Origin of the sequence: Enterococcus sp. AZ188 (assembly GCF_050544075.1) — a bacterium.
Taxonomy (GTDB): Bacteria; Bacillota; Bacilli; order Lactobacillales; family Enterococcaceae; genus Enterococcus_D; species Enterococcus_D entomosocium.
Window position 1 is genome coordinate 3022143 of sequence record NZ_CP172943.1, and the last position, 16564, is coordinate 3038706.

The following is a 16564-nucleotide window of genomic DNA, read 5'->3' on the forward strand; positions in this document are numbered from 1 at the left end:
TTAATCCCGCAAGTATTCATCTTTAAGTAGCTGGATTTTCTGCTGTGAAAAACCCAGTTCTTCTTTTACATATGTTTCAATCCCCCCATGAGCCTCAATCAAATCCAAAGCGGTTTGTAAAAAACACCGATCAGCTTCTTTGAAGTATCGCATTGCTGCCACAAAATCGGGGTTGTTCGTTTCTTCTTGTATCTGCTTGAGACTCTTGGTATTTTTCTCCCTTTTGTACTCGTTGGTCAGCAGGTAATCTTCCATGACCTCTTCATAACTGACACCCAACAGTAACTGAATCAGGGCAACGCCATACCCGGTGCGGTCTTTGCCACCACGGCAGTGCTGAACCACTGCACCTTCAGCTTCCAAATGAATGGCCAATACTTCTTTGAAAACGGTCTTGCATTGACTGTTTTCAACAAATTCATAATTTTGCCGAATCATCAATTCTTTTGCAACTTCGGCGGTGATTTTTTCTGCAGAAAGCGCCATTGGCTCCCCTTCTTCTGAAGAAGCTAAAGCAGCAATATCAGCAATTGGCGTCAAATAAAGTATCTGAGCATTCCCAATGGGTTTGTCTTCATTGTCTGCTCTTTCTTGGGCATTGCGGTAGTCAATAATTTTCTCAATTCCCAGAGCTGCTAATTTTTTCTGATCGGCTTCTGTCAATTTGCTCAATTCGTCTGAGCGATATAGTTTTCCAGTCACTACGTATTTGCCCTCTTTGGTCCGATAGCCGCCAAAATCGCGAAAATTATACGCACCTTCTAAGGTTACTTTTTCATTTGTCATACACTACTCCTTTAAATAATTAATGAACGTCATAAAGTCCGTTGTCGCAGCTAGTTTGTTTACTTTATCCAACGAAGAACATTGTTTGATCAAATGATCATTCAGCGGTTTCACTTTTAAGTGATCTTGTTCAGCAATCACTAATAAGAAAACGAGACGAACCGTCTGTTTGTACCAGAACACTGGCTTTTTCAAGTTTGCAACGGCAATCACCGTTTCTGCACCAATCAGCGCATTGGGATGAGGGAAAGCGACTGACGGCAAGAAATCGGTTCCAAAAAAGGCTTCTCGTTCAAAAACCAACGTTTCAAAATTCTCAGGCATTGAATACTGTTCTTTGATTTGTTGGCATAAAAAATGCAACACCGCTTCTTTTGTTTCAAATTCTTGTTCACAGATGAATAACGATTCCTTAAAGTAGTTCAAAAGCACTTCTTCTGTGAAGATAGCGGCCAATGCGGCTTCGATCTTTTTGATCATATCCGGTTGCATAAAATAATCAACATTCATAACAGGAATCGTTCCTTCGTAAGGAAGTGGAATCGAAGAAAAGATAAAATCGAACTCCTGCTCTTCGATCATTTGCAAAAATTCATAAGGATTGCATACCGTGACTTTCTTGATATAATTGCGAAAATAAAACTCAAATTTCTCTTTAAGGAAGGTATTGGCCGCTCGGCCGAGGTCATTGACCACTAAAATATACTTGCGCTGTGTTTGCGAATCTTTCTTATTTAAAGCCACATCAAAGTGCATCGCCAAATAGCTGAGTTCATGATCACTGACGGTCTTTTCAAATTGCTTTGCAATGACTTGACCGGCAATAATGGCTAAATCATAAGCGACATTACAGTGTACCTTCACCTCATTCAACAAAGGATTTTTCAGCTCGATCCCCAATTCGATCCGATCGATCAGCGGAGCAAAGTGCAACATCAACATCGTTTGCAGATCCAAGTCCTTACTGAAATCGATTTGGCGGCTTTCCTTGATCGCTTTTAAAATTTTGCTGACCAATTCTGCTGCTTCATCTGAAACAGTCATCTTTTCATTTCTAGGGACTACTCGTTTGCCAACGATTTGCCCTAAAACATAATTTCGCTCGTATTCGGTAAAATGTACAGCACACTCTTTTTCAATTCTGGCGATGATTCGCTCTCCTAGTAATGTCTGCTCATCATTGGTCCTGCCGCTGATCGGTAGGTTTCGATCTAAGTAGCGGCCGCTTTGCATGCGTAAGACAGCGATCGCTAAATGATTCACCAGATTGTTCAAAATAGCCTCCGACATGGGGTAGGCTTTTTGCGAAAACTCCGACGAAACGATCGCTTTTATCTGCTGGTGAAGAAGCGACGGTGTATCTTCGCTGATTGTGCCCTCTTCTAACTGCTTGATATGGGTTCTTTGCAAATAATTACTAGCCATAAACCGTCTCAAGTCAAATTCGCTACCGCTAAGTTTCATTCCGTAATACGGCTTCGTTTGAATGGATAGCTGGTAATGGCTTAGTATCCGTCGCAGCTTTTTCAATTCTTGAGATAGCTTACTCTGAGAAATGAATAAGCGTTCGCAAAGCATTTCGGATTTAATATACGTTTCTTCTTGAATAAAGAATTCAATAATTCTAGAAACAAAGTCGTCATTGTGGGACGCTTGTTCTTTCCTTCGCTGAAAAGCTTCTTCGTTCGTTATTTGTAAATACAACCCACTCCCTTTTTTCGCTTGAATCATACAACCGTATCGTTCTTGATGCTGGTTGATTTCTTCTGCATAACGGCGAACGGTTTTTCTGCTAACACCCAACTCGGCAGCAGCCGCTTTACTCGTCATAAAACCGTCATGCTCCGAAAGTGTTCTTAACAACAATAGGCTTAATTTTTCCATCTCTCTCTCCCTCGCTTACTAGTTTAGAGTCAAACCCAAGCAACCTCCATAGGTATATCTTCCCTTTCATTAAGGGAAATTTCTACAAGAAGTTGCTTGCCTTGTGCTTTGCTTCTTATGAAAAAAACGAATGGTCGTGACTTTCACTTTGTTGTTGCCACATATGACCGACCAATTTGTTTGAGTTTTCTTCTCCACAAAAAAAGACATGATCTTCACTCAATGAAGGTCATGTCTTTTTTATTTAGCGAACCTCGCTGATTTTCTCTACCGACTGTCGCACTTTTAATTGATGGGGACTAATTTTTCGATGGCTCGTTTCTGCTTGATTGGTGATGATGTCTGCTAGTAATTCAGCTGCTTCATAACCGATTCGTTCCATATCTTGGGCAACGGTTGTTAATTCAGGCGTTACGTAGCTAGCCAAAATAATATCATCGAACCCGATGACCGAAATATCTTCAGGAACCCGCAAGCCCATGTCTTTGATTCCTCGTATCGCTCCGATTGCCATAATATCACTAGCACAGAACAGTGCAGTGATTTCTTGATTATTTTCTAACAGATTTTTACAAATCAAATAGGCAATTTCTTCTTCATAGTTGGCGTACTGGATATACGACTCATTCACTAACAAGCCATGCGCTGCCAAAGAAGCGCGGTAGCCTTTTTCTCTAAGTTCACTGACATTGGCATCACGACTCCCGTTGATCATGCCAATTTGTCGATGATTATTGGCAATCAAAAAATCCACAGCTTCTTGCGCCGCTTTTTCATTGTCAATCGAAACCAAGCCGATCTTAGGATTGTCGATTTCCATATCAATCAGAACTGTCGGCAAAGAGGTTTGCTGTACTTCCTGGTAGTAAGGATCGGTGGTTTTTAACCCTTGGATCACTACACCAGTGATATTGTGCTCATTGCAGAACTGACTAAACGTCTTTTGCTTTTGTTTCTCAGTACTTGTCCCATAAAAGACAAACTCAAAATCTGACTGATCCGTATAACGATAGACCCCATTCAACACTTCCAAAGGCATCGTTGATTTTCGGTTGAAATTCAACTCATTTAAAATCAAGGCGATGGTTTGTTGTTTCTTCGAAGACAGTGTCCTTGCTGCCATGTTTGGGGAATAGTCTAATTCTTTCGCTATTTTTAAAATTTCTTGCTTGGTTTGTTGGTTGATATCACTATACCCGTTAAAAACTTTGGATACAGTCGCTATTGATACACCGGCTGCCTTTGCCACATCGCGAATCGTTGTTCGCATTTGCTATCTCTCCTTTATCCAAATACAACCATCAGTCTTCGTAGCGAACAATTGGGTTGTCTCCGCTAACTGACAGTCAATATCGCGATCCTTTAAACTGATTTTAACAGGTTCTCCTTGATAAAAGAGCGTAAATTTTAGTTCTTTTATTTTCTGTGGCAAATGATTCGCTAATCGCAGGCCTTGATCGTAATACAACCCTGCAAAACCGTAAATCAAGCTCAGCCAACTTCCCCCCATATTTGCTGCGTGAATGCCATCGACAACATTTTTTTGGAGATCCGTTAAATCCATCAAAGCCGTATCCATAAAATAACGATAGGCTTTTTCAGAATCCCCAATTCGACTCGCCATCACGCTAAAAATAGAACGAGACAAGGAGGAATCATGCGTCGTCACTTGTTCGTAATAGTCATAATCTTTTTTTAATTGCTCAAGACTGAAGTCTCCTGTATAGAGCATTTGGGCCAAAACCGTATCGGCTTGCTTACAGACTTGATATTTGTAGATGACCATTGGATGATAATGCAGCAGGAGAGGATACTTTTCAGCAGGTGTAGTTTCAAATGGCCAGACTGCTTGTTCTAAGAATCCATCGTCTTGCTTCGTAATCCCTCGCTGTTCATCGTAACCAAAGTACATTAAGTCGGCTGCTTGCTGCCAAGCACTAATTGTTTCTTGGTATTTACCATACCGCTGTGCTAACTCAATGGCATAATATAGATTATTTTGAACCATTTTATTCGTATAAAAATTATTATTAACAAGGGCACTGTACTCATCAGGTCCAGTCACTCCATTGATGCAAAAGGCAAGTTTGCCCTCTTTTTCTACTAGATCGCCATAGCTCAACCAGAATTTCGCCGTTTCAAAAACAACTTCACTGCCAACCGTTTCGATGAATGCCTGGTCGCCAGTCACTCGTTCATACAATTGGAATGCATAAACGATATCCGCATTGATATGGACTTGGGCAGTTCCCGCTGGATAATAAGCACTCGTCTCATTTCCATCAATTGTTCGCCAAGCAAACAAAGCACCCTCTTGGCTTAGCTCCTGCGCCCGTTGTTTGGCTTGCGGCAAGATCTTCCCGCGATAGGAAAGCAATGCCTTGGCTATTTCAGGGTTCGTGAAAATAAAAAATGGCAACAGATACATTTCCGTATCCCAGAAGTAATGCCCTTCATATCCCTCGCCAGTCAATCCTTTGGCTGCGAAATTTGTTCTGCCGTCTCGCCCCGCACCTTGATTCAAATGAAACAAATTGAACCGAATGCCTTTTTGAAGAACTGGATCTCCTTCGATTTGGATATCACTTGCCGCCCAAAATTGCTGATAACTTTGTTGCTGCTCTTGCAAGAGAACTTCAAAATCGGCTAACTCTTGGTTAAAAGGTGTTTCGTGATTTTGATTATCTTCAAGTAGTTTCATTTGGAAAACCGTCGTAAGCGTTTCCTCTGCTTGTACTTGCTTTTCGCCATTGATCACTCGAATTGCTATACTTCGTTGACTATTTTCAGCAGTCCAAATCGCATAATCCTGATAATCAGCTTTTCGTAAGTGATGTGCTTTACTGGCAACCCGAGGATCATCTGTTTGAACAATTGCTGCTTTTTGTTCTAACGGATGTGTTATGGAAATTGGCTCTGAGAAATTGGTGTTCTTAATTTGATACTGACAGACGTAAAGTTCACTTCGTGTCACAGAGGCAAACGACTGCATCACCAATTCAAAAGTTTTACCTAGTGGCGTTACTACTTTATAGGATTCATCCAACACGCCTTTTTCCAAATCCAAAGTCATTTGTATAGGCTTTACTTGCCATTCTGAAGCACTAGAGTCCTCGTCACCAATCTGTAAACGTACGCCTCTTAGATTCGGCAGCTTGATGATCGTCTGATGCTCTTTGGCATAGCCGTATGCCCATTCACCATATTGGATCGTCTCACTATCAAAAAAACCATTAACAAAGGAGCCTGGGTTTCCCTCGTAAAGCTCATTGACTTTTAAGGGGTGACCTGCACGCACGCCAATTTGACCATTGCCAACTGCAAACAATGTTTCTAAGTATTCAGGGGTTTGATGAGAAAGTTCCTGTGCTCTTACTTTAAATGAATCATTTTTCGCCATCCATTCGCACTCCTTGTAAGAAATATTTGTTGAACAGCAAGTAAATGATCACAATGGGAATGATCGTGATCACACTTGCCGCCATCGTCTGATCCCATCGTACACCACCATTTCGACTTTGGAAAGTCTGCAACCCTAGAGTCAAAGTATATTTACTTGGCGTGGTCAAATAGAGCATTGGTTTCATGAATTCGTTCCAAAAGCCCATAAAAATAAAGACAGCTTGTGTTGCGATGGATGGTTTTGCTAATGGCATCACGATACGAAAGAATGTTTGAAATCTGCCGAGACCATCGATTGCCGCAGCTTCTTCCACATCTTTTGGAAAAGATAAAAAGAATTGACGCATCATAAAGATATTCCCGATGTTGATCGCAGCTGGTAAAATCAACGCTGAAAAACTATCTAACATTCCTAGATTCATCAAGATTAAGTAATTTGGAATCAACAAAACCTGAGCTGGCACCATCATCAATGCCAAAAACCCATAGTAAATTCGTTCACGCCCCGGAAAATTTAATCTTGCTAAGGCATAACCTGCCATCGTATTTAATAAAATATTGATGGTCGTTCCAATAACGGATATAATCACGGAGTTTAGAAACCAGCGCATAAACAAAGAAGAGCGCCCCAAGACATATCGAAAATTGTCTAAAGTAAACTCATTGGGGATCAAACTCATATCCCCAGAAACAATTTCTCTATAGGGTTTGAAAGATGCAGCAATTGCCCAGACAAAAGGATAAAAGGTCAGTACTGCATAAAGAATCAAGATCGTATAGAGCAAGATCTTTAAAATTTTTGTTTTCTCTTTTCCTCTCACGGACGTTACCCTCTTTCTTTGTTCAATTTTTCTGCTAAAAGTGACGTGATAAAGATAATAATTGCTAAAACGATCGCTAATGCTGCCGCATACCCCATCGTGTTCATTTGTCCAAAGGCGTATTGGTAAATCATTAGTGACAAGGTCAGAGTCGAATTGTTGGGTCCCCCTGATCCGTTCGAGAAGATATACGCCTGGTCAAACATCTGAAAGGTACCAATGATCCCCGTCAGCAGTACATAGGTAGTGATTGGGCGTAGATAAGGAATCGTGATATACCGTAATTTATCCACGGTTGTCGCACCATCGATCTCTGCTGCTTCGTACAAAGAATGAGGCAGATCAACTAAAGAAGCCAAATAGATCGTCATATAATAAGGCACGGTCGACCAGATATTCATTACCATAATCACTTTCAACGCATAGGCCGGTTCTTGTAAAAAATTGATTGGTTCTGAGTAAAATCCTAAATTCATAAATAAGTCATTGACTGGACCGTAAATATTAAAAATAAACATAAAGATGATCGTCAATGCTGAACTAGAAGTTAAAGTTGGCAAAAAATAAACCATCCGAAACAGTTTCTTCCCCTTGATTCCTTTGCTGCTTAAAATATACGCGATAATCAAAGCAAAAATCGTTTGTAACGGAACGACGACCAAGGCAAACGTGGCCGTATTTCTAAGAGCGATTCGCGCTTTTTGATCGGTGAAGATACGTAAATAGTTTTCTATCCCTTTAAAAGAAAATGTATTGGTAAACAAATTGACGTCGTTGAAAGATAGATAAAAAGCAAAGAGAACAGCTAAGACGAAAAAGATTCCTACGACAATGATTGCTGGAGCCAGAAAGAGCCACGCTTGTCGGATTTCTTGCCATTGGCTTTTTGTATAGTTAGTTTTTTTTCGTTCCATCATGTTGTCACCTTTCCCAAAAGAAAAGAGAGAGGAGTTCCTCTCCCTCGTTCAAATTCAGACTAGTTTGCTGTAATATCTGCGTTCGCTTGTTCATCAGCAGCTTCCATTGCTTCTTCAAAGGTCATGTTTCCATTTAAAGCATTCGGTAAAAAGTTTTGATAGGCTTTGTTGATCGTATCTAAAGTGGTGCCCTTTTGCCAAATCGTTGCATAATCCCAAGCCTCTAGGTGAACATTCAAGTCACTGTTTTCTGTGATTTTGGCCGCATCTGCTACATCTTGACGACTAGGTAATGTCCCGGTTCCTTCAACCCATGCTTGCATACCGCTTTGACCAGTAGCGTGTTGAATCCATTTATCTGCCAAGGCACTTTTTTCAGTCCCAACATATTTTCCCCAACCGACAGAAAACATCATTGACCCTTCCGTTCCTTTATACGTTGGCATTTCTTTTACAACAAAAGGAATATCAGGAAATTCTGTCTTAAGTGTCTCATACACCCAGTTTCCTTCATCCATGATCGCAATTTTTCCAGAACCAAAAGCTTCGCCGTTCCAACCTGTTCCGATATCTTGCGGTGTAACAGCTGCTTTCGTATCGACCAACTCTTTTAAAATAGAAAGATTATCAACTACTGCTGGATCAGCCAAATTAGCCGTCCCATCTTCATTGATTGGTTGAGCATTTTCACGCGTTGCAAGATGATAGTTGCGAGCCATATCTTGGTTATAGCTCATGGCAAAAACATTTCCGTCACCATACGCCTCATTGATTTTTTCTTGGAACGACGGCAGCCACTCAACATACGCTTCAAGTGTGTCTGGCACTTCATCGATCGACACACCCGCTTCTTCAAAAATCGCTGTATTGAAATAGAGTGCTAAAGTTGACATATCTTTGGGAACAGCCTGCAGTTGTCCATCCGAAGTCGTAAAAGCATCGATCAAGCTATCATAAAACTGCTCACTTTCAAAATTAGCCGGATCCAGCTCTGCAAGTGTGCCATTCTCTGAGAACCATGGGAACATATAGGCATCCACGTAAAAGACATCTGGTGCCGTTCTACCAGCCATGTCAGCTTGAATTTGGGTATTATAATCGGTATATACTTTCTTTTCAACTGTAGCACCCGTTGCTTCTTCAAAAGATTGGATCATTTCATCCAACGATTTTTCTTCTGCCTCGTTGCCACCCCAAACACCGATCGTTAACGAATCCCCCGTGAAATCCGTCTGATCTGTCGAACTACTGGTGTCTTCGTTTCCACCACAAGCTGCCAGCACCACTGCTCCAGACAATAGAAGCCCTGTTCCTACTACTTTTTTCCATCCAGTCATTTTATTTCCCCCTAAAAAGTGATTTTGATTTGTTCTTCAAGCAGATAAACCTTATCAAAAGCGATAAACTCAATCGCTTGCTCCCCATGGTTGGTGACCGTAAAACCTTCCTGTGTGACCTCAATCTTTAATGGCTGTTGGTGCCACATAATACCAAATTCAAGTGCTTCCCAAGCCTTTGGTAAATGTGGTTCGATTCTTAACTGGCCGTCTAAACAACGGACACCACCATAGCCGAAGACCGTCATTTGCCAAATACCGCCGAGTGATGCTGCATGAATCCCTTCATTGGAAGACAGCATATTTTCTCCCATATCAATGTTGATTGCTTGTTGAAACAAATCATAAGAAAGTGCTACTTCCCCTATATCAGCAGCGAGGATGGCATGTGTCGATAAGGATAAGGAAGAATCATGCAACGTTTTCGGCTCATAGTAATCCCAATTCAACCGTTTCTCTTCTTTTGGAAAAAGGTTCTCAAATAAGAACAAGAGCAAAAGAACATCCGCTTGTTTCGAAACTTGCATCTCGTTGACCTGTTCTAAGTTATACTCATGGAACAGTGTGCCTACTTGCGAATCATTTTTATATTTCGTGAGATCGATCTCTTTTTTCGTCAAATAGGTATCATCTTGCGGGATGATTCCCGCTTCATTCGGTTGCGGTAAATAAATAGCAGCTACTTTTGCTTGCCATTCTTGATAAGCTTCATTTAATGGTAATTTTTCAGCTAGTTTCGTAAATTGTTCTGGCTGGTTCTTTTTCAACTCTTCATACAATGAAATAGCTAATTGAATGTTCCAGTGCGCAGTATGATTCGTGAAAGCATTATTATCGACATGCTCCTTATATTCATCTGGTCCGACTACGTCTAAAATTTCAAAGCGCTGGTTTTCTTCGGACCACTCTAAACGACTCGCCCAGAAGATCGCCGTATCAAAAATCACTTCATAGCCTTTTTCCCATGCAAATTGTTGATCATTCGTTACATCAATAAATTGTTTGATGCCGTAGGTGACATCGCTGGTAATATGCTGTTCAATAAATCCTGACCAAATTTTCGTTGGTAAGCCCGTAAGGATATCCGCAGCGCCCCAAACTGGCGTAGTCTCACCATCTTCAGGCCAAGCAGCTTCCCACGGAAATTGGGCGCCTTGATAGCCGTTATCAGTAGCTTTTTTATGGGCACCAGCCAAACCTAAATAGCGATAAGTCACTAATTTTTTGGCGATTTCTGGGTGTGTGAAGGTAAAATATGGCAGCATAAAAATCTCTGTATCCCAAAAGGTATGTCCTTTGTACCCTTCCCCAGATAAGCCTTTGGCACCTATGTTCATGCGTTCGTCATGGGCTGGTGTCATCACATGTAGATGATATTTTGCAAAATGAATCGCTAATTGATCTAGTGTGTTCTCTGTCTTGATTTTGATTGGAAAGACGGACCAGACTTCTTTGTCCCATGCCGTTGCTGAAGCTTTTGCTAATTCCTGATAGCCGTTTTTGCGAATCTCTTTCAGCTCTTCAAGGGCAATCTTCTTCAAATCTTGTGGTGTCTTTCCTAAATGCTCTTTATCGATCGTGGTATAAACAGAAGAAAACTTCTCAAGCTTCAACGTCTCATTAGGTGCCAAGGTTTGCCAGTAACGATTGTAGATTTTCCGTCTTCCCATCTCGATCCGCTTCTTGGTTCCATCATAGCAATCTTCTGTTTTTTCTAGATTATGTGCTGTCGAAAGAACAAAGTCGATCTTAGATTGAGTGGTCTTTGGCATCATTTGTAAGAAACGATTTTCTGTTAATGATTTGTCACCTTCAGTAAAATGCTGCGAGCCGCTATTTGTCTTTTGTCCGTCAATACCAGAAATAATTTCCAACGTGACTTCTTTTCCTAAATTTTCAACCAGCACTTGTTGCGCAAACACATGCTTTTGGGCAAAGGAAACACATCGCTTAAAAGTCAGTTCGACATTAATCTGACCATGTTTCCATTGAAAGGAGCGCGTGAGTTCCCCAGTTCTCAAATTTAAGACACGTGAATAGTTTGAATATTTGCCTTTTGATAAATCTAATCGTTCGCCATCAAAAAGGAGCTCCATTCCAATCATATCCGGCACATTAGGAAGCTCAGTCACTTCATTTTCGTCGAATTTATTAAAGGTTCCTGCAACAAAAAGATTACGCGTTTCGCCAACATATTTCTCTTCTGTCACAGAGCGCATCCCCAGATACCCGTTGCCCAAACACATGATGGCTTCTGCTTTGCCTAACCATTTTGTATCAAAGGTCTTTTCCGTAATTTTCCAAGGGTCTTCTTTTAAATACTGCATCGCTGTCTCCATTTTTTCCTCCTACTTCTTCAGAAAACGTTTTAGTTTCTTTCAAAAATTTTTTATTTATAAAAATAGTTATTGGACCGAAACAAAAGTACAATCAAGCCCATGAAATAACTACCAATTACTAGGACAATTGCTGCGTTAAGAAACACCCATCCTACGATCAAGTGGAGTGGCGCATAGTAAGCATAATCTCTAATTATTTTTGCGGCTTGGTATTCGTTTCGCCACTTCCAAGCAATAAGACTCGCACTAGCCCAAGCAAAAATAACTAACAAAAGTAGCGCTTGTGTATTGATCTCCAATAAAGGATTCCCTGTTAACAACTCATCGAAGGAGGTTTCGTTCATACTGATCATTCCCCTGTTTCTTATTGAACCCCACTACACTTTGTCCTAAAATGTCGTGTAACGTTTTTTTCGTACCTAGATAGAGGAAGAAAGAACCAGTGAAAAACAACCAACCGATCATTGGTAAAAAGTAGAGCAATTTTGCTACTTCCCTCATTCCTACAGTTAATAAATTACGTTGATTCGTAAAAACAACGAGTTTCGCAAAATGTTTGCCAATCGTTTTCCCCTCAAAACTACTCAAACAAATCATGTTGTAGACCACAAAGAGAAGTTGTGGCAAGACAATCGTTACTCCAGCAGGTACCATTAGGAGATAGCTAAGCATGGTACTTGGTAAAAAAATGATCATGCAATCAATCAAAAATGCTAGCAATCTTAGTAACAGCATATTTGTCCCCCTTTTTTCGAAAACCTTTTCGTTACATCCACATATTACCAGACATCTTTTCTCTATTCAAGCGTTTTCATAAAAAATAATTTTTATTTTTTCCGATTTCCTAATGGAAAATCGCGTAAATACTAAAACGTTTTAGATTGTCTGTTTTTTTGCAAGCGATTTGGTTGGGAACCAGCTTTACTTGTGATACCATGAAGCAAATACGAAAGAAGGCGATTTCTTGGATTTATGGCTTACAAATGTACAACTTGAGACGAGTTATTTAAAAGAAGGCGATTGGTCTTATGGAACCAAAACAGAAAATACAGCAATCGGGATCAATGATGGAAAAATAGCGAAGATCGTGCCGATGACCGAATGGCAGGCATCAAGCGAAGCGACGATCATTGATGGGGGAAATCAGTTATTGTTGCCAGGATTGATCGAAAAACATTGTCATTTGGACAAAAGTAAATTAGGTACTCCTTGGCGTCCAGTAACGCCGGCAGCTAGCTTGGTGGAACGATTTGAAACTGAGATTCCCCAATTAGATGCCTTGCCGTTATCGATCAAAGAACGCGGACAAGCGCTGATCGATTTAGAACTGCCTCATGGTGCGGTGATGTTCCGCTCACATATTGATATTGAACCAATGACTCAGCTGCGTTATTTTGATGCGATTACCGAATTAGTTGCCGAACAACCTTTTGGCTCGGAGTTGGTCTTATTCCCACAACATGGCTTATTGCGCTCAAATGCTGCTTCTTTGATTGAAGAAGCCTTAGCAACGGGCAAAGCATCTTTTATTGGCGGTGTTGATCCTTATACACTCGATCAAGATTACCAGGCTTCCTTACGGACAACTTTTGAACTTGCTCAAAAAGGACATGTCGGGATTGACCTCCATCTTCACGATCGGCAAGAAGCTGGCAGAGCGACCGTCAAAGAAATGATTCGTTTGACGAAGGAATTCAATATGCAAGGAAATGTGGCGATCAGTCACGCCTTTGGTCTAAATGACTTTGAAGGCACAGAACGCAAAGAAGTCTTTCAAGCCTTAGCAGATTTAGAGATCCACATCATTTCAAGTATTCCCATCAGCCCTGGCACGATTCCACCGCTTAAGGAATTGCAAAGCTATGGCGTTGCTGTTCATATTGGTTGCGACAACGTCTATGATTCTTGGTCTTCTCTAGGAGATGGTTCTTTACAAGAAAAACTGGCCCGCTATTTAGAGATTTTTGCCGTCAAAAGTCAGGAAGACTTGACGCAAGCATTAGGTTTAGTCACGGATGGCAAAGTCCCATTGGATAAAAACGGTGCGCAGCAATGGCCTAAGGTTGGTGATTCGGCTGATTTCTTACTGACACCAGCTACTTGTACGGCAGAATTCGTTGCCCGTAAAGGCTTCGTCAGCAAAAGCTTTTATCAAGGAACAGTTGTTTTCACCGCATAAATCTTACCTATATAAAAGGCATCTGCGCTTCTTTTTAGAGGCGCAGATGCCTTTTTTCAGGAATAGTCGTTTGCTAATTGTACATAGCCTTTCAGGTAAATGAATCAACCTGCTGCTTCATAAACTCTTCTATTTCACTTCTTAGTGGCATTCCTGTTTGAGCCCCCAGCTTTTGAACGGACAGACTGGCTCCATTATTCGCCATAGAAACGGCTTCATAAAAATCGGCTCCTTCCCCTAAAGCTGCTGCCAAGATGCCATTAAAGGTATCCCCTGCACCGGTAGTGTCTACAACTGAAACTTTGTTCGATGGAATCGTCACAACTTGTGACTTTTCTACAAATGTTACCCCTTTGCTTCCTCGTGTGACAACGATTCGCGTGGCATATTTTTTTTGCCAATCAGCAATGACCTGCTCAATTTCGTCTTCCAAAATGGCCTCTTTACCGATCAAAGCGGCAAATTCCGTTTCATTTGGTGTCAAAATATCAATATACGGCAGGAGTTCCGGTACGATTTCATTGTAAGGAGCAGGATTCAAAATCGTTAGAACTCCTTTTTTCTTGGCAAGAATCAATGCTTGTTTGATTGTTTCCACAGGAATTTCCAGTTGAGTAAGTAAGATATCCCCTTGTGAAAGTTCACTGATTGTTTGCTGAACGTAGGCTTCATCGATCAGTCCATTCGCACCGGGGACGACAGTGATACAATTATCCTCTGCTAATTTAAAAATACTCGCAATTCCTGTGAACATATTTTTTTCACGGGAAACAGCCGATAAATCGAGAGCTTCTCTGCTGAGGTGCTGAAGAACCTTTTCCCCAAAAGTATCTTCCCCGATTTTCCCTAAAAATTTTGTTGATGCACCGTAACGAGAAGCTGCCACTGCTTGATTTGCTCCTTTGCCCCCGACAAAATAATCAATTTGCTCCCCAATGATCGTTTCGCCGATCCTCGGCATTCGTGTTGTCGTGATCACGATATCCATGTTCACACTACCTAAAATCGTTATCTTACTCAAAAAATCACCTATTTCTCTTGAATATATAAAAAGGGCCAAAGGCTTCCCGACCCTCAATGGTCGTTTCACCAACCTTTAAAAACCCTGTTTTTACAAATAATCGCTGCATGGGCAGATTGGTATGATTTGTGATTGAAAGAAGTGTTTCCCCTTCATCACACTGTTGTTCCAAACAGCTTCTGATCCACTGGCGGCCAAAGCCTTGCCCCGCTTGAGATGGTCTCGCAACGAGTCGCTGAATCGTTCTTATCCCATGATATTCTTTGCTACAATTTGACAATGAGTCAACTGACAAAACACCGGCACTTACAATGTTTTTATTTTCATCCTTCAACACAAACAGTTCCTTTTTCTCGATATCCTTCGCTAAGATTTCTAGGGAGGGATAAGTATCAGTCCACTGGTAGATTTTCCTTCTATTCATCTGCTGCTTTGCTTCGATGAACAGTTGAAAAATCTCTGCTAATTCTTGTCGTGACGCCCTTTGAAGTTCATTCATGACTCTAGTAAGGGAGCAATACCAACGACAAAATGACCACTGCTATAATCCCAACGATCGTTGGAACGCTGGTTCGTTTCAGTAACCGAACAGGGCTGACGTCGATTGAAGAAGACACAATCATAATTACAGCGGCAACTGGTGAGATCGTTCTGCCAAGATTGGCGATCATCTGCATTGGCAAGGCGATCAAAATCCCGTCAATTCCCGCTTTAGCGGCAATATCGGGAATCAGTTCAATCACAGCGTAAAACATCGCCAATCCTCCGCCACTCAAAATACCGAACAATGCGGTTGCGCCGCTGAATATCAATGCCGTTAACACGCCAGCAGATTGAGAATTTTCTACCGCACTCATTAGTGAATCAATCACTCCTAAGCTTTGGATAGCTGTGGTAAATAATGATCCACCCACAACCAACATGACTACTTGACTAAACCCTTGTCCCATTCCTTTGAATAGTTCCACTGCACTTTCTTGCGCGATTTTGAAAGATTTCTTTCTCAAACATTCAATTAGTAATGCGACAAAAAAGGAAATCATCGTTAGGACGAAAATATCCATTGTTACACCTTCTTTGAATATACCGATTATACCAACGATAATGATCAACACCAAAGGAAGTAGTGGTAAAATTGCATAAAATCCAGGAACAGCCGTTTCTTCTGACTTACTTTCAATTTCTTTTAGTTCTACAAAGGCATCTTTGCCTTCTTTTTTATCACAATACGTTTGCCAAAAGTAATGAACAATGGCCATGATCAGCAATGTTGGGATGGAAATTTTCGCATGGTACAGAACATAAGTTAAGATGTTGTAATTCAATGTCTGAGCCGCAATCACATTATCCGCACCTAATGGCGTCGGCATGATCGTGGCAGTCATTGCGATAACTCCGGCTGCTGTTAAGGAAGAGATACCAATCCCTTGAAGCAGTGGATAAAGGATTGCCATCAAAATTATTGCCAAACTAGATGCACTTGGGACGACTAACGACATCAAATTCCCTAATAAGAAAACGATCGGAATAAATAATGCCTTAGACTTGATTTTGGTCATTGGCTGAACCAGGATATTGACAGCTTTTTGATTGGCACCAATGAGATTCATATAACCTGAATATCCGAATAAGATCATGATCACTAGACCAGCAGAACTTACTTGAGAGATGATCGTATCTTTAAGCTTTAAAAAAATATCGAATAAGGCCAAGCCAGTCCCTTCGCCTTCTGGGTAAAGTGGATTTCCTAAAGCAACGGATGCACAAAGCAAGACAAGTGCCCCAATAATCAAAATCAATGCTGGATTATAACTCTTAATAATAAAATATCCGACGATCCCCAAAACAACGAGTACTAAAATCGCTTCTATCATTTCT

At 41.0% G+C, this 16564-nt stretch carries 14 protein-coding genes; 1 reads left to right on the forward strand and 13 read right to left on the reverse strand.

Translation table 11 applies throughout. The annotated features are described in order from the left end of the window. From IGI86_RS13910 to IGI86_RS13955, 10 genes are all read right to left on the reverse strand, one after another. On the reverse strand, nt 1–786 hold the full coding sequence (locus tag IGI86_RS13910; RefSeq protein ID WP_430617460.1) for a tyrosine-protein phosphatase: 786 nt from the start codon (nt 784–786) through the stop codon (nt 1–3). A gap of 3 nt (nt 787–789) precedes the next feature. Then, nucleotides 790–2670: a BglG family transcription antiterminator gene (locus tag IGI86_RS13915; protein ID WP_430617461.1), complete on the reverse strand. Its 1881-nt coding sequence runs from the start codon at nt 2668–2670 to the stop codon at nt 790–792. A gap of 244 nt (nt 2671–2914) precedes the next feature. Continuing rightward, entirely contained in the window at nt 2915–3940 is a 1026-nt protein-coding gene (locus IGI86_RS13920; protein ID WP_005234088.1) for a LacI family DNA-binding transcriptional regulator, read from the reverse strand. A 3-nt stretch (nt 3941–3943) separates the two neighbouring features. Continuing rightward, complete coding sequence (locus IGI86_RS13925; RefSeq protein ID WP_430617462.1) at nt 3944–6070, reverse strand: glycoside hydrolase family 65 protein; 2127 nt, start codon at nt 6068–6070, stop codon at nt 3944–3946. After that, nucleotides 6057–6893: a carbohydrate ABC transporter permease gene (locus tag IGI86_RS13930; protein ID WP_016612747.1), complete on the reverse strand. Its 837-nt coding sequence runs from the start codon at nt 6891–6893 to the stop codon at nt 6057–6059. The genes IGI86_RS13925 and IGI86_RS13930 overlap by 14 nt, the downstream gene beginning before the upstream one ends. Nucleotides 6894–6898: 5 nt before the next feature. Continuing rightward, entirely contained in the window at nt 6899–7807 is a 909-nt protein-coding gene (locus IGI86_RS13935) for a carbohydrate ABC transporter permease (protein ID WP_008380619.1), read from the reverse strand. 62 nt (nt 7808–7869) lie between these two features. Further along, nucleotides 7870–9147, reverse strand: a complete 1278-nt coding sequence (locus IGI86_RS13940; RefSeq protein WP_005234084.1) for a sugar ABC transporter substrate-binding protein — start codon at nt 9145–9147, stop codon at nt 7870–7872. Between the two features lie 11 nt (nt 9148–9158). Beyond that, nucleotides 9159–11486: a glycoside hydrolase family 65 protein gene (locus tag IGI86_RS13945; protein ID WP_430617463.1), complete on the reverse strand. Its 2328-nt coding sequence runs from the start codon at nt 11484–11486 to the stop codon at nt 9159–9161. 50 nt (nt 11487–11536) lie between these two features. Beyond that, a complete protein-coding gene (locus IGI86_RS13950; protein WP_005234082.1) occupies nt 11537–11830 on the reverse strand; it encodes a hypothetical protein in 294 nt (97 codons plus the stop codon). Next, nucleotides 11808–12221, reverse strand: a complete 414-nt coding sequence (locus IGI86_RS13955; protein ID WP_005234081.1) for an RDD family protein — start codon at nt 12219–12221, stop codon at nt 11808–11810. The genes IGI86_RS13950 and IGI86_RS13955 overlap by 23 nt, the downstream gene beginning before the upstream one ends. Nucleotides 12222–12450: 229 nt before the next feature. Between IGI86_RS13955 and IGI86_RS13960 the strand changes: the two genes are divergently transcribed. Beyond that, entirely contained in the window at nt 12451–13665 is a 1215-nt protein-coding gene (locus IGI86_RS13960; RefSeq protein ID WP_313151028.1) for an amidohydrolase family protein, read from the forward strand. Nucleotides 13666–13756: 91 nt separating this feature from the next. On the opposite strand, the gene rbsK is transcribed toward IGI86_RS13960, so the two are convergent. The 3 genes from rbsK to dcuC are packed head-to-tail and all read right to left on the reverse strand — an operon-like array spanning nt 13757 to nt 16560. Further along, the gene (gene rbsK / locus IGI86_RS13965) at nt 13757–14686 is read right to left on the reverse strand and encodes a ribokinase (protein WP_081487936.1); all 930 of its coding nucleotides are present in this window, start codon (nt 14684–14686) and stop codon (nt 13757–13759) included. 4 nt (nt 14687–14690) lie between these two features. Further along, nucleotides 14691–15185: a GNAT family N-acetyltransferase gene (locus IGI86_RS13970; protein WP_005234078.1), complete on the reverse strand. Its 495-nt coding sequence runs from the start codon at nt 15183–15185 to the stop codon at nt 14691–14693. A gap of 4 nt (nt 15186–15189) precedes the next feature. Next, complete coding sequence (gene dcuC / locus IGI86_RS13975; protein ID WP_005234077.1) at nt 15190–16560, reverse strand: C4-dicarboxylate transporter DcuC; 1371 nt, start codon at nt 16558–16560, stop codon at nt 15190–15192. Between the last annotated feature and the right edge of the window lie 4 nt (nt 16561–16564).